The organism is Streptomyces azureus (assembly GCF_001270025.1).
GTDB lineage: Bacteria > Actinomycetota > Actinomycetes > Streptomycetales > Streptomycetaceae > Streptomyces > Streptomyces azureus.
Window position 1 is genome coordinate 1 of the sequence record NZ_DF968417.1, and the last position, 23,754, is coordinate 23,754.

21 protein-coding genes and 3 pseudogenes are annotated in these 23,754 nt (G+C 71.7%); 7 read left to right on the forward strand and 17 right to left on the reverse strand.

Annotation, left to right across the window (positions count from 1 at the left end; translation table 11 throughout):
- From AOQ53_RS43245 to AOQ53_RS34275, 3 genes and pseudogenes are all read left to right on the forward strand, one after another.
- Positions 1-124: pseudogene (locus tag AOQ53_RS43245) on the forward strand (EstA family serine hydrolase); the annotation flags it as partial.
- Between the two features lie 130 nt (positions 125-254).
- A pseudogene (locus tag AOQ53_RS34270) lies at positions 255-1,049 on the forward strand (GntR family transcriptional regulator).
- A gap of 239 nt (positions 1,050-1,288) precedes the next feature.
- On the forward strand, positions 1,289-2,110 hold the full coding sequence (locus tag AOQ53_RS34275; protein ID WP_059423308.1) for an alpha/beta fold hydrolase: 822 nt from the start codon (positions 1,289-1,291) through the stop codon (positions 2,108-2,110).
- A gap of 193 nt (positions 2,111-2,303) precedes the next feature.
- On the opposite strand, the gene AOQ53_RS34280 is transcribed toward AOQ53_RS34275, so the two are convergent.
- A complete protein-coding gene (locus tag AOQ53_RS34280) occupies positions 2,304-3,029 on the reverse strand; it encodes a class I SAM-dependent methyltransferase (RefSeq protein WP_059423310.1) in 726 nt (241 codons plus the stop codon).
- Positions 3,030-3,033: 4 nt separating this feature from the next.
- A complete protein-coding gene (locus tag AOQ53_RS34285) occupies positions 3,034-3,597 on the reverse strand; it encodes a PadR family transcriptional regulator (RefSeq protein ID WP_059423311.1) in 564 nt (187 codons plus the stop codon).
- Between the two features lie 70 nt (positions 3,598-3,667).
- On the opposite strand from AOQ53_RS34285, the gene AOQ53_RS34290 reads away from it, so the two are divergent.
- The 4 genes and pseudogenes from AOQ53_RS34290 to AOQ53_RS42120 form a co-directional block, all read left to right on the forward strand.
- The gene (locus AOQ53_RS34290) at positions 3,668-4,066 is read left to right on the forward strand and encodes a nuclear transport factor 2 family protein (protein WP_059423313.1); all 399 of its coding nucleotides are present in this window, start codon (positions 3,668-3,670) and stop codon (positions 4,064-4,066) included.
- Between the two features lie 69 nt (positions 4,067-4,135).
- On the forward strand, positions 4,136-4,963 hold the full coding sequence (locus AOQ53_RS34295) for a class I SAM-dependent methyltransferase (RefSeq protein WP_059423315.1): 828 nt from the start codon (positions 4,136-4,138) through the stop codon (positions 4,961-4,963).
- Between the two features lie 244 nt (positions 4,964-5,207).
- Positions 5,208-6,350 carry a transcription termination factor Rho gene (gene rho / locus AOQ53_RS34300; protein WP_059423317.1) on the forward strand — a complete coding sequence of 381 codons (1,143 nt, stop codon included), beginning with the start codon at positions 5,208-5,210 and terminating at the stop codon, positions 6,348-6,350.
- 251 nt (positions 6,351-6,601) lie between these two features.
- A pseudogene (locus tag AOQ53_RS42120) lies at positions 6,602-7,366 on the forward strand (D-alanyl-D-alanine carboxypeptidase family protein); the annotation flags it as partial.
- Positions 7,367-7,425: 59 nt separating this feature from the next.
- Here AOQ53_RS42120 and AOQ53_RS47845 read toward each other — a convergent pair.
- The 15 genes from AOQ53_RS47845 to AOQ53_RS34375 form a co-directional block, all read right to left on the reverse strand.
- Positions 7,426-8,811: a glycosyltransferase 87 family protein gene (locus AOQ53_RS47845; RefSeq protein WP_059423319.1), complete on the reverse strand. Its 1,386-nt coding sequence runs from the start codon at positions 8,809-8,811 to the stop codon at positions 7,426-7,428.
- Positions 8,808-10,202, reverse strand: a complete 1,395-nt coding sequence (gene mptB / locus AOQ53_RS34310) for a polyprenol phosphomannose-dependent alpha 1,6 mannosyltransferase MptB (protein ID WP_059423320.1) — start codon at positions 10,200-10,202, stop codon at positions 8,808-8,810. Before mptB ends, AOQ53_RS47845 begins: the two co-directional genes overlap by 4 nt.
- Before the next feature lie 114 nt (positions 10,203-10,316).
- Positions 10,317-11,240, reverse strand: a complete 924-nt coding sequence (locus AOQ53_RS34315) for a glutaminase (protein WP_099054756.1) — start codon at positions 11,238-11,240, stop codon at positions 10,317-10,319.
- Positions 11,241-11,285: 45 nt separating this feature from the next.
- A complete protein-coding gene (gene aspA / locus AOQ53_RS34320) occupies positions 11,286-12,698 on the reverse strand; it encodes an aspartate ammonia-lyase (RefSeq protein WP_059423323.1) in 1,413 nt (470 codons plus the stop codon).
- 120 nt (positions 12,699-12,818) lie between these two features.
- Positions 12,819-13,835: an asparaginase gene (locus AOQ53_RS34325; RefSeq protein ID WP_059423399.1), complete on the reverse strand. Its 1,017-nt coding sequence runs from the start codon at positions 13,833-13,835 to the stop codon at positions 12,819-12,821.
- Positions 13,836-13,867: 32 nt separating this feature from the next.
- Positions 13,868-15,310: an amino acid permease gene (locus AOQ53_RS34330; protein ID WP_059423325.1), complete on the reverse strand. Its 1,443-nt coding sequence runs from the start codon at positions 15,308-15,310 to the stop codon at positions 13,868-13,870.
- A complete protein-coding gene (locus AOQ53_RS34335) occupies positions 15,307-15,984 on the reverse strand; it encodes a FadR/GntR family transcriptional regulator (protein ID WP_059423327.1) in 678 nt (225 codons plus the stop codon). Before AOQ53_RS34335 ends, AOQ53_RS34330 begins: the two co-directional genes overlap by 4 nt.
- A gap of 164 nt (positions 15,985-16,148) precedes the next feature.
- Positions 16,149-16,985 carry an undecaprenyl-diphosphate phosphatase gene (locus tag AOQ53_RS34340; protein WP_059423329.1) on the reverse strand — a complete coding sequence of 279 codons (837 nt, stop codon included), beginning with the start codon at positions 16,983-16,985 and terminating at the stop codon, positions 16,149-16,151.
- A 71-nt stretch (positions 16,986-17,056) separates the two neighbouring features.
- Positions 17,057-17,422: a fluoride efflux transporter CrcB gene (gene crcB, locus AOQ53_RS34345; protein WP_059423331.1), complete on the reverse strand. Its 366-nt coding sequence runs from the start codon at positions 17,420-17,422 to the stop codon at positions 17,057-17,059.
- Complete coding sequence (locus AOQ53_RS34350; RefSeq protein WP_059423336.1) at positions 17,419-17,835, reverse strand: DUF190 domain-containing protein; 417 nt, start codon at positions 17,833-17,835, stop codon at positions 17,419-17,421. The genes crcB (AOQ53_RS34345) and AOQ53_RS34350 overlap by 4 nt, the downstream gene beginning before the upstream one ends.
- The gene (gene crcB, locus AOQ53_RS34355; protein ID WP_059423338.1) at positions 17,832-18,293 is read right to left on the reverse strand and encodes a fluoride efflux transporter CrcB; all 462 of its coding nucleotides are present in this window, start codon (positions 18,291-18,293) and stop codon (positions 17,832-17,834) included. The genes AOQ53_RS34350 and crcB (AOQ53_RS34355) overlap by 4 nt, the downstream gene beginning before the upstream one ends.
- Before the next feature lie 168 nt (positions 18,294-18,461).
- Positions 18,462-19,421 carry an SMP-30/gluconolactonase/LRE family protein gene (locus tag AOQ53_RS34360; protein ID WP_059423340.1) on the reverse strand — a complete coding sequence of 320 codons (960 nt, stop codon included), beginning with the start codon at positions 19,419-19,421 and terminating at the stop codon, positions 18,462-18,464.
- Between the two features lie 85 nt (positions 19,422-19,506).
- Entirely contained in the window at positions 19,507-19,764 is a 258-nt protein-coding gene (locus tag AOQ53_RS34365) for an ArsR/SmtB family transcription factor (RefSeq protein WP_059423342.1), read from the reverse strand.
- Positions 19,765-19,949: 185 nt separating this feature from the next.
- Positions 19,950-21,509, reverse strand: a complete 1,560-nt coding sequence (locus tag AOQ53_RS34370; protein WP_059423344.1) for a glycosyl hydrolase 53 family protein — start codon at positions 21,507-21,509, stop codon at positions 19,950-19,952.
- Positions 21,510-21,616: 107 nt separating this feature from the next.
- A complete protein-coding gene (locus AOQ53_RS34375; protein ID WP_059423346.1) occupies positions 21,617-23,638 on the reverse strand; it encodes a beta-galactosidase in 2,022 nt (673 codons plus the stop codon).
- Positions 23,639-23,754 lie beyond the last annotated feature (116 nt).

The following is a 23,754-nucleotide window of genomic DNA, read 5'->3' on the forward strand; positions in this document are numbered from 1 at the left end:
CTGCGGGCTCGCGGACCCGGAGGCGGAGGTGTCGCTGGGGTACGTGATGAACCGTATGGGGCCTCATATCGCGGACGACCCGCGGAAGATGGCGCTGATCGACGCCCTGTACAGCGCGCTCTGACGGCCGGCACGGGCGGGCCGGTTTCGGCCGAACCGCCCGGCCGCCCTTCCCTGCCGGTTCAGACCAATGCTGGATGTGGTGGCGCACCGAGCCCGTACGGTTACCGAACGTCACCAACAGGAGGCGCGGCATGGCCCGCACCGCCCCGCACGACCATCCGCCGGCCGAAGGAGAGCCCCTGTACCGGCGGATCGCCACGGAGTTGCCCGGCGAACTGCGCGACGGCACCGTGCCACCCGGCGAACGGCTCCCCGGCGAGCGGTGACTGGCCGGGCACTTCGGGGTCAGTCGGGAGACCGTACGGCAGGCGCTGGAGCTGCTGCGCCGCGACGGTCTCGTCGCCACCGACCGGCGCGGCAGCCACGCCACGCTGCCCGGCCTGCCGGTCGAGTCCCCGGTCTCGCTCACCTTCCCGGTCGGCGCCCGGGCCTCGACCCCGGGGACGGTCGCCCGCGCCACCGTGGCCTGGGAGCCGCCCTCGCCGGACCACGCCGAGGCCCTGGGGCTGGCCCCGGGCCGGCCGACCCTGATCCACCGCTACCGGTACGCGACGGCCGACGGACGCGGTCTGCGCACCGCTGTGACGTCCTTCTCGGCCGTGGCGCTCGCGGAGGTGGAGGAGCCGGCCCTCCCCCACTGCCTGAGCGGTGTGGGAGGTACCCTCATCCGCGACCGCGCCGACGGCACCGCCGCCGCGCACCTGCGTCGGGCCTGCGACTGGATGCGCCGGGCCGGCCTGACCCTGCACCACCGCGATGCCATCACCCGCCTCATGAGCACACCGTCGGTGCGGGTCACCCGGCGCGTGCACGACCAGTACGCGCGCCCGCTGGAGTTCACCGACCTGGTGGTGGACGCCCAACAGGGCGCGCTGATCTACGAGTTCACCCTGCCGGGCCGGCCACCGACGCCGAGCGGCGTGTGAAGCGGCCGGGGTCGCTCAGAGACCCGCGGCCGGGGACACCCCGGCTCCGCCGCCCCGGCCCGACGCTCCCCACACACCGTCGAGGGGCATCGGTCACTCGTTCGGCGGACCGCTCACGCGGATTCCCGCCGGGCGGGGCCGGTCCCCTACCGGCACCGAACGGCGCGAACCCGGGATCACGGAGATCATCGAGAGGAAGCTCAGGATCGCACCCCGATGCCCCACCGAGAGGATGCTTCATGAGCACGTTCACCACGTCCGACGGAACCGAGATCTACTACAAGGACTGGGGCGAGGGGCAGACCGTGGTGTTCAGCCACGGCTGGCCCCTGAACGCGGACGCCTGGGACGGGCAGGCGCGCCTGGTCGCCGAGCACGGGTTCCGGGCGATCGCGCACGACCGCCGAGGGCACGGCCGCTCGGGTCAGCCGTGGCAGGGCAACCACATGGACCGGTACGCCGACGACCTGGCCGAGCTGATCGAGGCGCTGAACCTCAACGACGTGGTCCTGGTGGGCCATTCGACCGGCGGCGGCGAGGTGGCCCGGTACATCGGGCGGCACGGGACCGCGCGGGTCGCCAAGGCCGTGCTGCTGGGCGCGGTGCCGCCGCTGATGCTGCGGACGGCGGCCAATCCGGAGGGCACGCCGAAGGAGGCCTTCGACGGGATCCGCGCGGCCGTGGCGGCGGACCGCTCGCAGTTCTACTGGGAACTGAGCGAGAGCTTCTACGGCTTCAACCGGCCCGGGGCCGCCGTGTCGGAGGGCGTGCGGCGGGCCTTCTGGATGTGGAGCATGCAGGCCGGGCTGAAGGGCGCCTACGACTGCGTCGCGCAGTTCTCGGAGACCGACTTCACCGAGGACCTGCGGCGGATCGACGTGCCGACGCTCGTCGCGCACGGCGACGACGACCAGATCGTGCCGATCGGCGCCTCGGCCCAGCGGACCGCCCAGCTCGTCAAGGACGCGACGCCGAAGGTGTACCCGGGCGCGCCGCACGGCCTGGTGGGCGACTTCGAGAAGGCGTTCAACGACGATCTGCTGAACTTCCTGCGCGACTGACCAGTGCCCCGGCAGGCAACGTTCGCCCGTCAAGGAGCGGCGTCCGGTGCGTGCTCTGGGGGTACCCCCTGCTCGAAGAGCTTGGGGGAGTGCCGGCCGGAAGCCCTCGTGCTGGATGTACTCGGGCTTTCGGCCGGTGCGGCGAGAGGGGGTACCGGGCGCCGCGACGGGGCGAACGTTGCCTGCCGGGGCACTAGTCCGGCGTCCGGGCGACGACCAGGCGCACCCGCGGACTGCCGTCCCGTCGCCGCCCGAACTCCGGCAGCGCGTGGAGTTCCACCCGGAAGGCGGCCCGGGCGAGCTCATGCCGTACGTCCCCGAATCGGAACGCGCGGTAGTACATGACGAACGGAGGCCGCCACAGGGCGTTGCGCACCCGCATCACCGCGTCGAAGCCGAGCAGCATCCAGTAGCCGAGTGAGCCCGGGCGGGGCGGGGCCACCAGCGGGAACGCGAAGCAGCCGCCCGGCCGCAGGACGGAGCGGACCTGCGCGAACAGCCCGGGCAGCTCGCGAGGCAGGAAGTGCCCGAAGGCCCCGAAGCTCACGACCAGGTCGAAGGCGGGCCCGAAGGGCAGGGCGCGGGCATCCGCACGGACGAAGGAGACCGGCGGCCCCGCCGGCCGGACCCGCTCCCGGGCCACGGCGAGCATGCCCGCACTGAAGTCGACACCGACGACCCGCTCCCGGCACACGCCTGCCAGCACTCCGGCACCCGCACCGGTGCCACAGCACAGGTCGAGCCCGGCGTCGAAGGGTCCCGTCCGCCGCAGCGCCGACTCGACGGCGTCGAGGACCGCGTCGGGCGTCCGGAACGGGGTGTGGTCGAACTTCGGCGCGAGGAGGTCGTAGCCGCGCTCGACGGACGACAGCGCCTGGACGGCGAGCTCACGCAGACTGGGGCCTTCGGGGCTGAACATCGGCTCAGCCTAGGGGAGCTCGCTGCTTGAGGATCGTCAGTACGCGCGCGCACCAGCGGAGGTTCTCCTCCTCGAAGGCGATGCCTCCCATGAGTGTGAGGTACGGGCCGATGCGGCCGGCCTCCCGCAGGTACTCCTCCTCGCTGCGGCCGGCCAGCAGGCGTTCGCGGACACGCTCGTAGCGGGCGAGCTTGCCGCGCGACCACACCTCGCGCTCCTCGACCAGCGCACGGGTGGCCTCGGGGTCCGCACCGTCCATGGCCTGGATCTTGACGAGGAGTTCGTCGCGGATGGCGGTGGGCCGGCGGGGCGGTGTGACGGCGAAGGCGCGCAGGTCCTGACGGCCCGCCTCGGTGAGCGTGAACATCCGCTTGTCGGGCCGCCGTTCCTGGCGTACCACCCTGGCCTCGATCAGCCCGTCCTGCGCGAGACGCTCCAGTTCCCGGTAGAGCTGCTGCGGGGTCGCGGCCCAGAAGTTCGCGAGCGACACGTCGAACACCTTGGACAGCTCGTAGCCCGAGGCCTCGCCCTCCAGGAGAGCGGCCAGCACGGCGTACTTGAGAGACATATGGACACGGTATCAACGGTTGATTAATCTACTCCGCACCTACTAAATTAATTGACTAAGGGCGGGTTCGATGCGTGCATTCCGTGAGGCGGTCGAGGCTCTCGACCTCGACGCCGCCGAGGCGCTGCTGGCGCAGGACGTCGTCTTCACCAGCCCGGTCGTGTGCAAGCCGTACACCGGAAAGCCGATCACGGCGGCGATCCTGCGCGCCGTCTCCGGTGTCTTCGAGGACTTCCGCTACGTGCGCGAGCTCAACGACGTCAGCGGCCGCGACCACGCCCTGGTCTTCACCGCGCGGGTGGGCGACCGGGAGGTCAACGGCTGCGACTTCATCCACGTCGACGAGGACGGGCTGATCGACGAACTGACCGTGATGGTGCGCCCGTTGTCGGCGGCGCAGGCGCTGGCGGCGGCCATGGGCGCGCAGTTCGAGCGGATCGCCGAGGAGGCGCGGGCGCGCTCGGTGTGAGCGACACGTCCGGCGGTCCGTTCCCCCGTTCTGCCGCATCCCGCGGCCCGTTCGCGGTTGGATGTCCCCATGACGTCCGCCGAGCACGACCGGCTGATGCGGGCGAACCAGGCGAACTGGGACGCCCGCACGCCCGTCCATCTCGCCAGCCGGTTCTACGGTCTCGACCAGGATCCCGACCCCGAGCGCTGGTTCGCGCCCTGGGAGTGGGAGGACCTCGGCGAGCTGCCCGGCCGTGACGTGCTGCACCTCCAGTGTCACCTCGGCACGGAGACGATCGCCTTCGCGCGGCGCGGCGCCCGGGCCGTCGGCCTCGACTTCTCCGAGGCGTCCGTGGCGGCCGCGACCGGCATCGCCGCGAAGGCCGGCGCGGACGTGACGTACGTGCGAGCGAACGTGTACGACGCCGAAGAGGCCCTGGACGGGCGGCGGTTCGACATCGTCTACACCGGCAAGGGCGCCCTGTGTTATCTGCCCGATCTGAACCGGTGGGCGGAGGTCGTCGGCCGGCTCCTGCGTCCCGGCGGGCGCTTGTACGTCGTCGAGTTCCATCCACTGCTCAACTCGCTCGGCCCGAAACCCGCCCCCGGCGAGGGCCCCGAGCTGCTCCTGCGTCACGACTACCTAGGCGGCGACGGTCCCGTGCACCGGGACGCGACCCACACCTACACGGACGGCCCGGCCGTCGAGGGCGCCACGGACAGTTACGAGTGGATGCACGGAATAGGCGAGGTCGTCAACGCGTTGACGGGAGCGGGACTGACCGTCCGGCGGCTGCGGGAAAGTGACGAACTTCCCTGGCCGCGCTGGCCGCAGATGGTCCGTACGGAGTCCGGCTGGTGGCGGCTGACCGCGCCGCGGATCCCGCTGCTGTACGGCCTGCTGGCCACGCATTGACGCGCATTTCCACCCCGGCGTCCCGTCGGGTGGTAGCCTGCAAACAGCACTCGTGCACGCCCCCTTCTGTGGGCGCCGGTGCGGTTCTCCTTTTCTCTCCATCATTTCCAGCACCTGACGTGCTCTGCCGTATCCCAGGTGCTGTTCCCCGCCGCCGGAGGCGTGCCCCAGGCCCTCCCCTCGCGGCTCTCCCCCCTTCCCTTCGCATGTCCCATGCCTGCCGTCCGTGAAAGGACACCTCACCATGACCACCACACTCGACATCCCTCCCGCCCAGCAGCAGACCGAGCCCCGGACCGCCCTCGGTGTCCTCGACATCGACGAGAGCGGGAAGGGTCACCTGCGCGGCGAGAGCTGCCTGCCCGCGCCCACCGACCCCGTGGTCTCCCCCGCTCTGATCCGGCGCCACGGCCTGCGCAAGGGCGACCGCGTCGAGGGCACCCTGGGCGACCGGCGCGGCCTCACCGACGTCGCACGGGTCGACGGCCGAACGCCCGCGGAAGCGCGCGGCCGCCGGCACTTCCGGGACCTGACGCCCCTGCATCCGCACGAGCGCCTCCGCCTCGAACACCCGGCCGCCGGACTGGCCGGCCGGGTCGTCGACCTGATCACACCGGTCGGCAAGGGCCAGCGCGGGCTTCTCGTGGCCCCGCCCAAGACCGGCAAGACCGTCATCCTCCAGCAGCTCGCGGCCGCCGTCACCGGCAATCATCCCGCGTGCCGGCTGATGGTGCTGCTGCTCGACGAGCGGCCCGAGGAGGTCACCGACATGCGGCGCAGCGTGCGGGGCGAGGTGTACGCCTCGACCTTCGACCGCAGCGCCAAGCAGCACATCGCGCTCGCCGAGCTCGTGATCGAGCGGGCCAAGCGACTCGTCGAGGCGGGCGAGGACGTCGTGATCCTCCTCGACTCCCTCACCCGGCTGTGCCGGGCGCACAACAACGCGGCCGCCTCCGGAGGCCGCATCCTCACCGGGGGCGTCGACGCGTCCGCGCTGGCCGGCCCCAAGCGGTTCTTCGGCGCCGCCCGGGCGGCCGAGGAGGGCGGTTCCCTCACGATCCTCGCGACGGCACTGGTGGAGACCGGTTCCCGGGCCGACGACTTCTACTTCGAGGAGCTGAAGAGCACGGGCAACATGGAGCTACGCCTGAGCCGCGAACCGGCCTCCCGCCGTGTGTTCCCCGCCGTCGACATCATCCCCTCCGGCACCCGTCGCGAGGAACTCCTGCTGCCCCCGGCCGAGTTGGCGGCCGTACACGGACTGCGGCGCGTGCTCAAGAACCGGGACGGGCAGGGCGCCCTGGAGACCCTCCTGGAACGCATGCGCGACACCCCGGACAACGCGACGTTCCTACGGCGCATCCAGCCGACACTGCCCTCGGGCTGAGGCGCGGCCATCGCGTCAGCCGGCTCCGCCTGTGCCCGCCCGGACGTTCATCCCCGCCTGCGCCGGCGTCGCGATCATCACCGCCACCGCAGGCCGCCCCGTGCGGCATACGGGTGCTCGCGCGTTGCGTCCGGCCCGGTCGTCGCGGCGCGGAGCACATCCGTTTCTACGTTGATCGTATGCTCATCGGATTCTCTTCCCGGCTGGCCGTGTCCGCCTGTGCGCTCTGTGCGGCAGGGCTTCTGGCCCTGATGCCCGCCGCGGCGGCCAGTTCCGGCCAGGCGGAATCCAGTCCGCCGGTCGGGCCGAGGGCGGCGGTCCCGCACCCCTCGCTGCTGTACCGCCCCGGCACGCAGGTCCGTCCGCGCGCCGGGGCGCCCCGCCTCCCGGAGACCTCCGCGCTGTCCTGGCTGGTGGCCGACGCCCGCACCGGCGAGGTGCTCGCCGCCCACAACGCGCACCGCAGGCTGCCCCCGGCCAGCACCCTGAAGACCCTGTTCGCCCTCACGGTGCTGCCCACGCTGCCGGCCGGCATCCGGCACACGGTCCGCGAGGAGGAACTCCGGGGCATCGGGGCCGGCAGCAGCCTGGTCGGGCTCACCGAGGGCCGTACCTACCGGGTCTCCGACCTGTGGCGGGGTGTCTTCCTCAACTCCGGCAACGACGCCGTACGGGTCCTGGCCGAACTCAACGGCGGCTGGCGGGCCACGGCTGAGCGCATGCAGGCCAAGGCCCGGTCCCTCGGCGCCCGCGACACGCGCGTGGTCTCCCCGGACGGCTACGACGCGCCGGGCCAGGTGTCGTCGGCGTTCGATCTGGCGGTCTTCGGCCGGGTCGGGCTGCGCAACCCCGACTTCGCGCGGTACTGCGCCACCGTCGAGGCCAGGTTCCCGGGCGGCGGACGCTGGTCGTACCCGATCCGCAACACCAACCGGCTGCTGAGCGGCGCCCGTGGTGTGAAGCCGTACCGGGGGCTGATCGGCATCAAGAACGGTTACACCAGCAAGGCGGGCAGCACGCTCGTCGCGGCGGCGCGGCGGGACGGGCGCACCCTCGTCGTGACGGTGCTGAACCCTCAGGAGGGCGGCGCCTCCGCGGTGTACGAGGAGGCCCGCTCGCTGCTCGACTGGGGGTTCGGGGCGGGCAGCCGGGTCGCTCCGGTGGGTTCGCTCGACGCGTCGAGGCCCGCCGCGCGACCGGCGGCGCCGACTCCGCCCGCCGTCGCGGCCGCCGTCCCGGAGGAGGCCGGCTCCGGCTGGACGGAAGCGGGGCTGATCGCGGGTGCCGCCGGGCTGGGCGCGGCGGTCGTGGTGCTCGTGCTGCGGCTGCCGGTCCGCCGGTCCGGAGGCTGCTGACCGACCGGCAGCCACAGCAGCAGGCCCAGGGTGATCCACGCGTAGGTGTTGCTGCCCAGGAACCCGTCGACGCCGGAGGCGTCGTCGAACCACAGCCACACCACGCTGGTGCACAGCACCGCGTACAGGGCGCCCGCGATCCGGGCGTGCCCGGTACGGATCAGCACGGCGAAGGACGGCAGCAGCCACACGAGATGGTGCACCCAGGTGATCGGGCTGACGAGACAGGCGGCGAGGCCGGTCAGGGCGAACGCCGCCGTCCAGTCCCCCGCGGCGACCGCCCGGCGGGCCCGCAGCGCCCACACCCCGAGGAGCAGCAGAACCGCGGCCGCCCACACCGCCCGGTCCGGTTCGCCCAGGCGGGCCAGGATGCCCTGCACCGACTGGTTCGAGACGTAGCCGAGGCGACCCACCCGGCTGGTGTCCCACAGCGCCTCGGTCCAGTAGAAGCGTGAGGCGTCGGGGTCCGCCAGTGCCGCGAGGGCCGTGGCACTGAGGGCGACGACCGTGGCGACCGCCGCCGCGCGCCACCGCCGGGCCACCAGCAGCAGCCCGATGAACAACGCCGGCGTGAGCTTGATCGCGGCCGCGAGCCCGATGCCGATGCCCGCCCAGCGTGTGCGTCCGGTGGCGAGCAGCGTCGCGTCGGTGAGCACGAGAGCCAGCAGCAGCAGGTTCACCTGGCCGAAGCTGAGGGTGTCGCGGAGCGGTTCGAACAGCGCGAGGGCGCAGGCGGTCAGGGCCCAGCCGTACCAGCCGTGGCGCCGCCAGGCTGGTCCTGCGAGCAGCCGCAGGACCAGCACCAGAGCCGCCAGGTTGAGCAGCAGGGCGGCGGCGATCGCGGTGTGGAGGTCCAGCAGGGCCATCGGCAGCATGACGACGGCGGCGAACGGCGGGTAGGTGAAGCCGTACGGCGTGCCGGGGACCCGGTAGTCGTAGATCCGGCCGCCGTGGTGGACCCAGCTGTCGATGCTTCCGTAGTAGACGCGCAGATCGAACCAGTCACGCAGCAGGGGCACGGTCGCGGTGAAGACCGTCACCAGCGTGGCGAGGGCGAGCACGAGCAGCAGTCGTCCGCGGTCGGTGCGCGGCGGGGCCGGGGTCATGCCGCGCGTCCCAGCGCCGGTGCCAGCTCGGCCTGGTGGGCCTGCCACAGCACGACGACCGCGAGTGCGCCGCCGGAGACGGCCAGCACGAGTTGCCCGGTGTCGGCCGGGCCGCCGCTGGGCAGGACGCAGAGCGCGAGCACGCCGGTCACGGCCGCCATGCGGTGGCGTACGGAGGTGCTGGGCGCGGCGGCGGCGATGAGGAACAGTCCCCACAGGGCGTACCAGGGGCGGATCGCGGGGCCGAGCGCGGCCACCGCCGCCAGACTCAGGCCCAGCGCGTACACCGGTCGCGGGCGCAGCCGGAGCCATATCAGGACGATCGCGACCCCGGCCGCCACGACGCCCAGCGCGTGCCAGGCGGGGATCGCCAGGGGAGCGAGATCGCTGCCGAGGTGTTCCAGCAGGGCCCGGGTGGCGCGGCCGAGCAGGGTGGTCAGGGCCCAGTTCTGGGGCGAGACAGGGGTGTTCAGGGCGCCGATCCAGCCGTATCCGGTGCCTGCGGCGGCCGTGGCCGCGACGGTCGTCCCCGCTGCCGCGACGGTGGTCGTCACGAGGGCCTTCGCCGTACCGCGGCCCGCGCGGACCTGGAGGACGACGACCGCGGCGAGACCGAGCACGGCGGGCGCCTTGACCAGCGCGGCGAGCGTGACGAGGACGGCGCCGAGGAACGGCCACCGGCCGAGCGCCGCCACCAGGCCGGTGCCGAGCAGGCCCAGCATGACGGCGTCGTTGTGGGCGCCCGCGACCAGGTGCAGCAGGACGAGCGGGTTGAGGGCGCCCAGCCACAGCGCGGCGGCCGGGTCGGCGCCGCTGTGGCGGGCGAGGCGGGGCAGCGCGGCAGCCATCAGGGCCACGCCGACGAGGGCGACGAGCCGCATCCCGAACAGCCCCGCCGGCACCTCATCGCGTGTCAGCGCCGACAGGGCCGCCGCGACGGCGAGGAACGCCGGGCCGTACGGGGCGCCGGTGTGCCGCCAGAGCGGGGCGACCTCGTCGGCGATCGGGCCGCCGAGGTGGGACGGCCCGTGCGCGTACACGTCCATGTGCGCGTCGACCATCGCCCCCTGGGCGAGGTAGCTGTACACGTCCCGGCTGAACAGCGGCGGGGCGAGCAGCAGCGGGACGGCCCAGACCGCGAGGACGAACAGCAGGGCGCGGGGAGCGGGCGGTCTCGGTCCTCGGACCAGCCGGCCCAGCAGCGCCCAGGCCGCGATCAGCAGGACGAGCCCGAAGTACACCCCCACCAGGCCGAGGGCGGCGCGCGCGGAGGCCGGGTGGAGGAGGTCCCGTACGGGCAGGGCTCCGGCCGTCTCACCGCCTGCCGCGAGGAAGGCGGTACCGGCCAGACCGAGTATCTGGCAGCGGCGGAGATCGACGGGGAAAGCCATGGCCAACACTCGGGCAGCGTGTCAACGCGGGGTGGCTTCGCGGCGACGTGGAGCCCTCCGGAGGGGAGCGGGAGTGTGACCGGCCGGTGATCAGGTGCGGGCCGGGGAGTTCCGTCAGAACACCGACAGGCCCGTCAACGTCGTGAATCTGTCCAGGGCCGCCACGCCCGCCACCGAGTTGCCCCGTTCGTCCAGGCCCGGGCTCCACACGCACAGCGTGCAGCGGCCCGGGACGACCGCGATGATGCCCCCGCCCACGCCGCTCTTGCCGGGCAGGCCCACGCGGTAGGCGAAGTCACCCGCCGCGTCGTACGTGCCGCAGGTCAGCATGATCGCGTTGATCTGCTTGGCCTGGCTGAGGGTGAGCAGACGGGTGCCGTCGGCGCGGATGCCGTGCCGGGCGAGGAAGGCGGTGGCGAGGGCGAGGTCCGCGCAGGACGCCGCGATCGAGCATTGCCGGAAGTACTGGTCGAGCAGGACCGGCACGGGGTTGTCGATGTTGCCGTAGGACGCCATGAAGTGCCCGAGCGCGGCGTTGCGGTCGCCGTGCGCGGATTCGGAGGCCGCGACCTCCTTGTCGAAGGTGAGGTCCTGGTTGCCGCTCTCCGCCCGCAGGAACGACAGCAGTTCGCCCGACGCGTCGCCGGTACGGGTGTGCAGCCGGTCCGTGACGACGAGGGCGCCCGCGTTGATGAACGGGTTGCGCGGGATGCCGTTCTCGTACTCCAGCTGGACCAGGGAGTTGAAGGGGTTGCCGGAGGGCTCGCGGCCCACGTGTTCCCACAGGGCGTCGCCCTCGCGGGCCAGGACGAGGGCGAGGGTGAAGACCTTGGTGATGGACTGGGCGGAGAACGGCCGCCGCCACTCCCCCACGCCGTACACCGTGCCGTCCGGCTCGGCGACGGCCATGCCGAAGCTGCGCGGGTCGCAGGCGGCGAGCGCCGGGATGTAACCGGCGGGCCGGCCGCGGCCGGGAGTCCGTTCGATCTCCTCGGCGATGCGCTCCAGGACCGGCTGGAAGGTGGTCGACGACGTCATGATCCCGATTGTCCCTCCGTGCCGGTCCCGGTGCGCTCGCGTAGGTCAGGCCGCCGGAGCCGGGCCGCTGCCGGCCAGGATCTCCGGGCGCAGCAGGCCGGCGAGCGTCTCGGCGGGCAGCAGGCCCTTCTCCAGGACGAGTTCGGCCACGCCCCGGCCGGTGGCGAGGGCCTCCTTGGCGATGTCGGTGGCGGCCGTGTAGCCGATGTGCGGGTTGAGAGCGGTGACGAGGCCGATGGAGTTCTCGACGGTCGCGCGCAGCGCCTCGGTGTTGGCGGTGATGCCGGCCACGCAGCGTTCGGCGAGGGTGAGGCAGGCCGCACGAAGGTGCGTGATGCTCTCCGACAGGGAGTGCAGGATGATCGGCTCGAAGGCGTTGAGCTGGAGCTGTCCGGCCTCGGCGGCCATGGTGATGGTGACGTCGTTGCCGATCACCTCGAAGGCGACCTGGTTGACGACCTCGGGGATCACCGGGTTGACCTTGCCGGGCATGATGGACGAACCGGCCTGCACCGGCGGCAGGTTGATCTCGCCGAGCCCGGCGCGCGGGCCGGAGGACAGCAGCCGCAGGTCGTTGCAGCTCTTGGAGAGCTTGACCGCGATGCGCTTGAGCACGCCGGACATCTGGACGAAGGCGCCGCAGTCCTGGGTCGCCTCGACCAGGTTGGCCGCCGTCACCAGGGGCAGGCCGGTGATGGCCGCGAGGTGGCGGCGGGCCGACTCGGCGTATCCGGCGGGGGCGTTGAGGCCGGTGCCGATCGCCGTGGCGCCGAGGTTGATCTCATGGATCAGCTCGACGGCCTCGGCGAGACGGGACCGGTCCTCGTCAATCATGACGGCGTAGGCCGAGAACTCCTGACCGAGCGTCATCGGCACCGCGTCCTGCAACTGTGTACGGCCCATCTTGAGCACGTCGCGGAACTCGACGGCCTTGCGGGCGAAGGCGTCCTGGAGGACGGACATCGCGTCGAGCAACCCGCGCACCGCGAACACGGTCGCGATCTTGACGGCGGTCGGGTAGACGTCGTTGGTGGACTGGCCGAGGTTGACGTCCTCGTTCGGGTGCAGGTACCGGTACTCGCCCTTGGCGTGGCCCAGCAGTTCCAGTGCCCGGTTCGCCACGACCTCGTTGGCGTTCATGTTCGTCGAGGTGCCCGCCCCGCCCTGGATCACGTCGACCACGAACTGGTCGTGCAGCTCGCCGTCGCGGATCTCCCGGCACGCGGCGACGATCGCGGCCGCCTTCTTCGGGTCCAGCAGCCCGAGTTCCTCGTTGGCGAGGGCGGCGGCCTCCTTGACGGCGGCCAGGGCGTCGATCAGGTGCGGGTAGGCGGAGATGGGCATGCCCGTGATGGGGAAGTTCTCCGTGGCCCGCAGGGTGTGCACACCCCAGTAGGCCTCCGCGGGAACGTCACGGTCGCCGAGCAGGTCGTGTTCGGAGCGGGTGGCGGCGGTCATGAGGGTGAGGGGTCCCTTTGCTGAGGAGTGAGGGTGGATGTGCGCCCTGAAGGGGCGCGGGGAACTGCGCGACCAGCCACACCAGGCCCGCAGTCGCCGACGGGGAGATCCGGCACACCGTTAGGCGTGAGCCGATCCGGCAACGGGCTCCAACGAGCGAACGGGCCGCACACACCCGACCGGCTCCCCGCCCCCAAGTAGCGGCTCACCGGCGAACTCGGTAAGCAGCTCCGGATCGACACCCGCCCGGGCCAACGCGGCGGCAGCCACCGGCACACGCGCCCGATTCGCACCGTCGGCGATCTTCACCGCGACGGCCCGGCCGTCGGGCAGCGCGGCGGCCTGGACGCCCTCGAAGCCGTCCTTGGTGAGCAGCCCGGGCACCGCCCGCATCAGCGTGGCGACGTCACGGCCGGAGCCGGAGGCCATCTCGGCGTGCTCGCGCATCGCGCCGGCGACGCGGTCCTCGGGCGTGCCCGGTGCTGCGGTGGCGATCCGGGCGGTGGCCCGGGCGAGGCCGTGCAGGGAGATGGAGAAAAGGGGCGCGCCGCAGCCGTCGACGGTGACCCCGGCGATGCGCTGTCCGGTGAGGTCCTCGACGATCTCGGCGATGGCCTGCTGGAGCGGGTGGCCGGGGTCGAGGTAGTCCTCCGGCGACCAGCCGTTGAGCATGCAGGTGTAGAGCATGGCCGCGTGCTTGCCGGAGCAGTTCTGCGCGAGCCGGGAGGGCAGCCGTCCCTCGCGCACCCAGGCGTCCCGGACGACCGGGTCGAACGGCAGGTCCGGGACGTTGCGCAGGTGGTCCTCGGTGAGCCCGGCGAGGTCGAGGATGCGCCGGGCACCGGCGAGGTGGCGTTCCTCGCCGGAGTGGCTGGCCGCCGCGAGGGAGAGGAGCTCGCCGTCGAGCGGGAGCCCGGCCCGCGCCATGGCCACGGCCTGGACGGGCTTGAGCGCGGAGCGGGGGTAGAAGGCGGCCTCGATGTCTCCGATCTGGAGCTGGACCTCTCCGTCGGCGCCGAGGACGACGACGGAGCCGTAGTGGATGCCTTCGACGATGCCGCCGCGTATGAGGTGGGCGACGGGGGCGTGGACGGGTTCACGGACAAGGGGTGCGTCCGCGAGGTAACTGCTGTACATCACTGCCTGCTTCTCGTGGAGCGGCGCGTCTGTCACGCGTCGGCTCCGGTCGTGGACTTGCGCGCGACACGGCCGCGGACGGCGAACCATCCGGCGACCAGTGCCCCGACGATCAGCGGCAGGCACAGCACGGTGGTGCGTCCCGCGCCGCCGTCGGCGTACATGAGGACCAGGACGGAGGCGAGGAACGCCAGCGTCACGATCTCGGTCCAGGGGGAGCCCGGCAGCCGGTAGCCCGGGCGGGTCAGCTCGCCCTTCTGGGTCTTCTGCCAGAAGAGGAGGTGACAGATCATGATCATGCCCCAGGTGGCGAGGATACCGATCGCGGCGAAGTTCAGCACGATCTCGAACGCCTCGGCGGGCACGACGAAGTTGAGGCCGACGCCCAGGACGCAGATGCCGCTGGTGAGCAGGATGCCGCCGTAGGGGACCTGGCTGCGGCTCATCACGGAGGTGAACCTGGGCGCGGACCCGGCCATGGCCATGGAGCGCAGGATGCGCCCGGTGGAGTACAGGCCGGAGTTGAGGGAGGACATCGCGGCGGTGAGGACGACGAGGTTCATCACGCCGCCGGCCACCGGGACGCCGATGTTGGACAGCACCGTGACGAAGGGGCTCTCCCCCGCCGTGTACTTGTTCCACGGCAGCAGCATCGACAGCAGGACGACCGAGCCGACGTAGAACAGGGCCACGCGCCACATGATCGAGTTGATCGCCTTCGGCATGATCTTCTCGGGGTTCTCGGTCTCACCGGCCGCGACGCCGACCAGCTCGACGGAGGCGTAGGCGAAGACGACGCCCTGGATGATCAGCAGCATGGGCAGCAGGCCGTGCGGGAAGACGCCGCCGCTGTCGCTGATCAGGGACGGGCCCGGGTGGTGGCCGTCGACAGGGTGCTGGGTGACCAGCAGGAAGATGCCTATGCACATGAAGACGACGAGCGCGCCGACCTTGATGATCGCGAACCAGAACTCCAGCTCGCCGAAGATCTTCACCGAGATCAGGTTCACGGTGAGCACGACCGCCAGCGCGATGAGCGCGATCACCCACTGCGGGATGTCGGAGAACATGCCCCAGTAGTGGGTGTAGGTGGCCACGGCGGTGATGTCGGCGATACCGGTGGTCGCCCAGTTGAGGAAGTACATCCAGCCCGCGGTATAGGCGCCCTTCTCCCCCATGAACTCGCGGGCGTACGACACGAACGCGCCGGAGGAGGGCCGGTACAGCACGAGTTCGCCGAGGGCGCGCACGACGAGGAAGGCGAAGAGGCCGCAGACCGCGTAGGCGATGAAGAGGGAGGGGCCGGCTTCGGCGAGGCGGCCGCCGGCGCCGAGGAAGAGGCCGGTGCCGATGGCGCCGCCGATGGCGATCATGTTGACGTGCCGGGACTTCAAGGACTTGCTGTAGCCCGCGTCTCCTGCATCGACATGGCCGGAACGTTTCTGCACGCCTTCGTGCAGGGACTGCTCGCTCACGCCTCGGGTCCGCCTTCCGTGGGGGTGTCCGTGCGCGGGGGACGCACGATGTCGGTGAGGGTGGTCTCGACCCGGTCGAGGTGGTGGGCCATGGCCTCCACCGCGTCGTTCTCGGAACCGTCGATCAGCGCCTCGACGATCGCCCGGTGCTCGCGGTTGGACTGCTCGCGGCGGCCGCCCAGCTCGTTGAGGAAGGCCGACTGGCGGGCCAGCGCGTCCCGGATCTCCTCGATGACCCGGCGGAAGACCGGGTTCTGGGCGGCCTCGGCCACGGCGAGGTGGAACAGCGTGTCCATCGCGACCCAGGCCGTGGTGTCCGTCTCCCGTTCCATCCGGTCCAGGAGGTGGGCCAGGTGGTCGAGGTTCTCCGGGGTGCGGCGCCGGGCCGCGTACCCGGCGACCGGGATCTCGACGTGGCGGCGCACCTCCAGCAGGTCACTGGCCGAGTAGTCGCCGAAGGTGGGGTCCTCGACGGTGCTGGCGACGACGAAGGTGCCCTTGCCGGTCCTGGAAACGGTCAGGCCCATGGTCTGCAGCGCCCGCAGCGCCTCGCGCAGCACGGGCCGGGAAACCTCCAGGGTGCGGCACAGCTCCGCCTCGGAGGGGAGCTTGTCGCCGATCGCGTAGTCGCCGCGCTCGATGGCGTCACGCAGATGCGCCAGCACCGCTTCCATGGCGCTGATGCGACGTACGGGCTGTCCGGCTGTCCGGCTGTCTGACAGGTTCACGGAGGTGATCCTGCGGGGCCCGGTAGGTACCTGTCAAGAGCCCGAAAAGAAGGGGTCAGGGAGCCCGAAGCGCGCGTTCACCTTTCCGGCCCCCTGACCCTCGCAACCGCTCAGCTGTGCAGCACACCGGCTCCGAGCAGGCCGAACAGCAGCCCTCCCACCACGATCCGGTAGATCACGAAGGCGTTGAAGGAGTGCTTGGCGACGAACCTCAGCAGCCAGGCGATGGAGCCGTAGGCCACCACGAAGGACACGATCGTGCCGACGGCGAGCGGGGCCGCGCCCACGCCGGTGCCCAGGGCGTCCTTGAGTTCGTAGAGGCCGGCGCCGGTCAGGGCGGGGATGCCGAGGAAGAAGGAGAGCCGGGTCGCGGCGACGCGGTCCAGGTCGAGGATCAGCGCCGTGGACATGGTGGCGCCGGAGCGGGAGAAGCCGGGGAAGAGCAGGGCGAGGATCTGGGAGCTGCCGACGAGCATGGCGTCCTTGAACGAGGTGTCGTCCTCGCCGCGCTTGTGCCGGCCCATCTGGTCCGCCGCCCACATCACCCCGCTGCCGACGATCAGCGAGCCGGCCACCACCCACAGCGAGGCGAGCGGGCCCTCGATGAGCGGCTTGGCGGCGAGTCCGACGGCGACGATCGGGACGGTCGCGCAGATGACCCACCAGGCGAACTTGTAGTCGTGGTGGTAGCGCTCCTCGCGGTCGCGCAGGCCCCTCCCCCACGCGGAGACGATCCGCACGATGTCCTTGAAGAAGTACACGAGCACCGCGGCGATCGCGCCGACCTGGATGACGGCCGAGAAGCCGATCACGGCGTTGTCGTCGACGGGGATGCCCATGAGCCCTTCGACGATCTTCAGATGGCCGGTGGAGGAGACGGGCAGGAACTCGGTCACCCCCTCGACGGCTCCGAGGACGACGGCCTGACCGACGCTGATGACGCTCATGGGATCCAGTTCTGTGCAGGAGAGGCGGGACCGGAGGGGCCAGTCCTACTACACCCGGGCGAGAGACCGTCTCACCCTCGGGTGAGCGCGACCCCCGCGAACGCCGCAGCCAGTCCGGCCGCCAGGCTCGCCGTCACGTTGAGGACGGCGTAGCCGCGGGCCCCCGTCTCCACCAGCCGCAACGTCTCGTAGGAGAACGTGGAATACGTCGTCAGGGCCCCGCACAGGCCGGTGCCGAGCAGAAGCTGGAGGTGGGAGCTCGCGGCACCAGCAGCCGCGGCGCCGGTGAGCAGGCCCAGGATCAGGCAGCCGGAGAGGTTCACCGCGAAGGTGCCCCAGGGGAAGACGGAGTCGTGCCGGGACTGCACCGCGCGGTCGGTGAGGTAGCGCAGCGGCGCGCCGACCATCGCGCCCCCGACGACAAGCAGCCAGTTCACAACGACCTCTTACCTTTCGCGTCCGTTTCGCCCGGTGTGTCCTCCCGGCCGGTGGTGGGGGTGCCCCCGGTCGAGCGAAGCCGGGACTGGGGGAGGATGACCTCGCAGTCGTCGAGGGTCACCAGGCCCTCCGTGACGAGTTCGTCGAGCTGGGGCAGGAAGGCCCGGACACGTGGCTCGGTGTCGACGATCACGACGGCGACCGGCAGGTCCTCGCTCAGGGACAGCAGCCGCGAGGTGTGGATCAGCGAGGAGGCGCCGAAACCCTCGACGCCCCGGAAGACGCTGGCGCCCGCAAGGCCCGCCGCGTGAGCCCGGTGGACGATCTCCGAGTAGAGGGGCTTGTGGTGCCAGGTGTCGCTCTCGCCGACGAAGACGGTCAGGCGCAGGGCCCTGCCGGTCAGTCGTGTCATGACCGCCTCCGCTTCAGGGCACGGCGGGTCGACCAGGCCGCGAGCCACACCGCCGTGAGCGCCGCGAGCGGGGTTGCGGCGAGGTAGGCCAGGCCGGTGCGGAGGTGGCCGCCGTCGGCCAGCTTCTGGATGTCGACGGCGTACGTCGAGAAGGTCGTGAACCCCCCGAGGACGCCGGTGCCGAAGAAAGGGCGTACCAGACGGTGGGCGGGCCGGAACTCGGTGACGACCACCATGAACACGCCGATCACGGCACAGCCGGCGACGTTGACCCAGAAGGTCGTCCAGGGGAAGCCCCCCGCGGGCGAGGGCCACCACAGGGACGCCGCGTACCGGGCGGCGGCCCCCGCTCCCCCGCCGAGCGCCACCACCACGACGACCGGCGCCTGGGCGCGCCAGGCGGGCGGGTGTGGGGCAGAGGGGTGGATGCGGAGGCTTTCCGCCTCGGGGGCCGTCATGGTCGTACGTCTCCTACTCGCCGGGGCCCGGGGTCGTGCGGGCGCGTGCCGTCGCAAGTAGGGACCGTTGGCGGCGTCCGTGCCGCGGTTCGGGTACGGCGGGCCCCACCGCCGCGCCGCGAGAGTGTCGCGGCCGGGGTTCAGGTTAACCCCGGCGGCGAACCGGCGTCACTTCGGGCCGGGCGGTTCGCAGACCGCCACGCCCGGCTCCCAGAGGCTGCCCAGCACGAGGTGCCCGCCTGCTTCGCACACGCTGGTGACCATCCGGTAGCCCGAGTGGCGGCGGGCGAGGTGGTGGACGACCCGGCCCTCGTCGTCGAAGGCCATGACGGCGATCGTGCCGGTGGGGCGGAAAGGAGCGCGTACTGCCACGCGCGCGGCGGCGCGGCGGATCGCGGGGGTGCCGCGGTGGAGCAGGTCGAGGGCGGGGACGCGGGGTCCGGCCAGCGCGACCCAGACCGGTCCGTCCGGGGTGCCGCGCCAGAGGTTGTCGGGCATGCCCGGGAGGTTCTCGGCGAAGGGCTCGCTCCGGCCGGCCTCGGGCCCGGTGAGCCGGTAGCGGGTGAGCCGGCGGGCGCCGGTCTCGGCGACGACGAGGAACGACTCGTCGGCTCCGGCGGCGAGCCCGTTGGCGAACTGGAGGCCGTCCAGCACCACCTCGGGGGTGTCCGCGCCGGGGGCAAGGCGCAGCAGCCGTCCCGTTCCGGTGTGTTCCACGATGTCGCCGATCCAGTGGGCCAGGGGGTGGCGGCGGCTGGAGACGGTGAAGTACACGCTGCCGTCGGAGAGGGACACGACGTTGCTGGCGAACCGCAGCCGCTCCCCCGCCACCGAGTCGGCGAGGACGCGGACCGTGCCGTCGCCGGTGCCGACGCGCAGCAGTCCGCGTTCGGCGTCGCACACCAGCAGGTCGCCGTCCGGGAGGAGTTCGAGTCCGAGCGGCCTGCCGCCGGTCTCGGCGATCACCTCGGTACGGGCCGTCACCGGGTCCCCCAGGCCGTCCAGGCGCAGGATGCGGCCGTCCGCCAGGCCGGTCAGCACGCGGCCGCGCGGGTCGGTGACCACGTCCTCGGGGCCGTGGCCCACCGCGACGTAGTGGCGTGGGACGAGTGCCGTGGGACGGTACATCGCGCGTGTGCTCCTTGACCGTAGGGGGAGATTCCGGCTGTGACCGTAGGGGGAGATTCCGGCTGTACCGGGTCGTAAGGGTCGCCTACCAGCCCTTTTCAAACATCCGGGCCACCTCGGCGATCCGCATCTCGTCGCGGTGGTAGTGCTCGCGGCCCGCGGACCGGCTGGTGCGCAGCATGCCGGTGGCCTGGAGCAGCCGGAGGTGGGTGACGGCGACCGGGCGGGGCATCGAGAACCTCTCGGCGACGGCGTCCGCGGTGACGCCGTCCGCGGCGGGGCCGGGTTCCTTCAGCCAGGCCAGGATGCGCAGGCGCGTCTGGTCCGTGGGAGTCCTCAGCATGTCGTGTCCCTGCCTCGCGGCTCTCGTCCTCTTACCGCGTCTTCCCACTGTTGCGCAGTCGAAGCCGCCGCGTCCGGGAGTCGGCATCGTTGACCGATACCGAACTGCCGTAGTTCACAAGTGAGTTCGGGAACGGGCGAGGGCCCCGGCCGCGTGCGTGCGGCCGGGCCCCCTTCCCCGCATGGTCAGCGGTGGCGGAACCAGGACATCGCCGAGAGGGCCCGGTCGTCGTAGCCGAACAGCGCCTGGTTCTCCCAGGCGTTGCCGGAGGACGGGGCGGTCGGGTCCCAGCCGTTGCCGTTCACCGCGGTCCAGGTCGCCTCCCAGTAGAAAATGCCGAGGCCACGGCCGTTCGGGACGGCCTCCACGATGCTCGCCACGTCGTTCATCCACCGGGTCTGGCCGGCCACGCTCGCCGGATAGCCGGAGACCAGCTCGGCACTGGTGTCGATGATGTTCTCGTGGGAGTCCTCGCTGTCGAGGCGGAACGGGTAGGCGGTCTCGGCGACGAAGACCGGCTTGCCGTAACTGGAGGCCGCGTCGTCGAGGGTCGTCTGGAAGTCGGCCAGCGTGCCGTGCCAGTAGCCGTAGTACGACAGCCCGATCGCGTCGAACTTGACGCCGTTGGAACGCGCGCTGTCGAACCACCAGCGGGTGCCGGCCAGGTCACCGCCCTTGGCGAGGTGCAGGGCGACGGTCGTGTTCGAGTTGACCGCCTTGACCGCGTCGTAGCCGGAGTTGAGCAGACCGGCCAGCTGCGGCCAGTTGGAGGTCGATCCCTCGTTCCACAGCATGCCGCCGTTGATCTCGTTGCCGACCTGGACCATGTCGGCGGTGGTGCCCTGCGCCTTCAAGGCGTTCAACACGTCGTACGTGTGGTTGTACACGTCGGTCCTGAGCTGACTGTACGAGTGCCTGGCCCAGGCGGCGGGCTTGTCCTGGCGGCCCGGGTCGGCCCAGAAGTCCGAGTAGTGGAAGTCGACCAGCAGCTTCATGCCCTGCGCCTTGACGCGCTTGGCCAGGGCCAGGACGTGCGCCTTGTCGTTGTAGCCGTCGGCCGGGTTCACCCAGACCTTGAGGCGCGCGTAGTTCATGCCGGAGGACTTGAGGATCGCCAGGGCGTCACCGGCCGTGCCGGAGCTGTTCCGGTAGACGCCGCCCTTGGCCTCGCTCTTGGGCAGGGACGAGATGTCGGCACCCTTGATCGATGTACCGGACGTGCCCGACGTGAAGGTCAGGTCGTCGACATTGATCCAGTTGCCCGCGTTCGCATCACTGTTGACGCTGATCGTGCACTGGTTGTTGGTCACATTGACCGGCACGACGATCCGGATCCACCCACTGGCCGAGACCGGCAGGTCGGTGCGCTGCTCGGCGCCGCCGCAGTTCTTCAGCGCTATGTACGCGGACTTCTGCCCGCCGCCGGAGCGCACCCAGGCGGTGAGCTTGTAGGTGCCGTTGGTGAGGCCGGACAGGTACTGGTACGTCTCCACCTTGTAGGCGGCGGAGGCCCAGTGGCTGAGGCGGTAGCTGCCACCGTGGCCGCCGGACTCGGTGAACGAGGCGCCGGTGTCGCCGTACTCGGACCAGCCGCCCGGTGTGGCCGCGCCCGCGCCGTCGGTCTCGAAGCCGCCGTTGGTCAGCGTGCTCGCGGCGTGGGCGGAGGTGGCGGGCAGGGCGGTGAGGGCGAGCCCCGCGGTGAGCGGGAGCAGCAAGGCTGTGAGTGTGCGTCTGGGATGGAACATCGTCGTCCGTCGTCCCTTCGACGTGGGATGGGGGCCCCTCGCCAGGAGGCAGGTGAGGGGGCCCTCCGCCCGCGGCTCGTGCGGCTCACGCGGGCGGAGGGAATCGGTCAGCCGTCGAGCCGGACGACCCGGACGGCTCCGGCCGGGACCGCCAGGCGGCCCGCGGCGCGTTCACCGGTCAGCAGTTCGGTGCCCTGGGCCTCCAGCGGCACCTTGGCCTCCGAGCCGGTGTGGTTGACGGCGAACAGATAGGTGCCCGACTCGCCGGTGCGGCGCACCACTTCGACGTCCCGGGGCAGGTCGGCGCGCGGGGCGAACCGGGCGTCCTCGACCGCCCATCCGAGCAGCGCGTCGAGTCCGTCGGCGCCGAGCCGGGTGGAGACGTACCAGGCGGTGCCCTCGCCGAGGCGGTGCCGGGTGACGGCGGGCCGCCCGGCGGTCAGCCCGTCGGCGTACGTCAGGACGGTCTCGGCGCCGCGCGGCACCACGAACTCCGTCCACACGTCGGCGCCCAGCTCGGATCCGTCGGGGCCGGTGACGCTCACCCGTTCTCCGGGCAGAAGCGGTGAGAACTCCTCGACCGTGAGGCCGAGGACGTCCCGCAGCGGGCCCGGGTAAGCGCCCTCGTGGACGGCGTCGTGCTCGTCGACGATGCCGGAGAAGCAGGAGACGACCAGCGTGCCGCCGTTCTCGACGTAGGCCTTGAGGTTGTTCCCGGCCGCCTCCGTCATCAGGTACAGGGCCGGTACGACGACAAGGGGATACCTCGACAAGTCGGCTTCCGGGTGGGCGAAGTCGACGGTGAGGTGGCGGTCGTAGAGGGCCTCGTAGAAGGCGTCGGCGCGCTCGCGGGCGTCATGGTCGACGCTGGGGCGCCAGTCGAGGTTCTGCGCCCACCAGGAGTGCCAGTCCCACAGCACGGCCACGTCGGCCTCGGTGCGGGTGCCGCGGATCTCGCTCAACGCGCCTACGGCGGCGCCGAGTTCGACGACCTCGCGCCACACGCGGGTGTCGGTGCCGCCGTGCGGGACCATCGCCGAGTGGAACTTCTCGGCGCCGCGCCGGGACTGGCGCCACTGGAAGAACATGGCGCCCTCGGAGCCGCGCGCCACGTGCGTGAGGGAGTTGCGGGCCATCTGGCCGGGGGCCTTGGCCGGGTTGCGAGGCTGCCAGTTGACGCCTGAGGTGGAGTGTTCCAGCAGCAGCCAGGGGGCGCCGCCCGCGACGGAGCGGGTGAGGTCGGCGGCCATCGCCAGGTTGACGTGGGTGCGGCGGCCGTCGGTGATCAGGTAGTGGTCGTTGGTGACGATGTCGACCTCACGGCCCCAGGCCCAGTAGTCGACGGAGTCGCACTGGCTCAGCGCGGTCATGAAGTTGGTGGTGACCGGGACGCCCGGTGAGAGGCGGTGCAGGATGTCCCGCTCCGTCACGAAGTTCTCGCGCATGGTGGCGTCGGCGAACCGCTTGTAGTCCAGCGCCTGGCCCGGGTTGACGGCCGCGGGTGTGAGCCGGGGCGGGTTGATCTGGTCGAGGTCCTCGTAGCGCTGGCCCCAGAAGGCCGTGCCCCAGGCCTCGTTGACCGCGTCAACCGTGCCGTACGTCGCCGCCAGCCAGCGGCGGAAGTGCGCGGCGCACGAGTCGCAGTAGCACGCCGAGACGGGGACGCCGTACTCGTTGTGCACGTGCCACATCGCCAGGGCCGGGTGGTCGCCGTAACGCTCGGCGAGCTTCGTGGTGATGGCAGCGGCGGCCGCACGGTAGTCCGCGTTGCTGTGGCAGATGGCCGCGCGGGAGCCGAACTCGTAACGCACGCCCTCGCGGGTGACCGGCAGGGCGTCGGGGTGGGCCCGGTAGAACCAGGCGGGCGGTACGGCGGTCGGGGTGCCGAGGTCGACGCGGACGCCGTGCTCGTGCAGGAGGTCCAGGAGCCGGTCGAGCCAGCCGAAGTCGTGACGGCCGGGTGAGGGCTCCAGCAGCGCCCAGGAGAAGATCCCGACGCTCACCATGGTGACGCCGGCCTCCCGCATCAGCCGGACGTCCTCCTGCCAGACGCTCTCCGGCCACTGCTCGGGGTTGTAGTCCCCGCCGAAGGCGAGCCTGGTGAGGCCCCTGGGGGTGGTCTCCGGCATGGATGGTCTCCCGGTTGGTCGATCAATGGGAACGTGCACACACGGCAGCGCAGTGCAGAGCCCAACATAACCGCACAGCAACAACCATTGACAAGGGTCCGGGATGTTTCTCTACT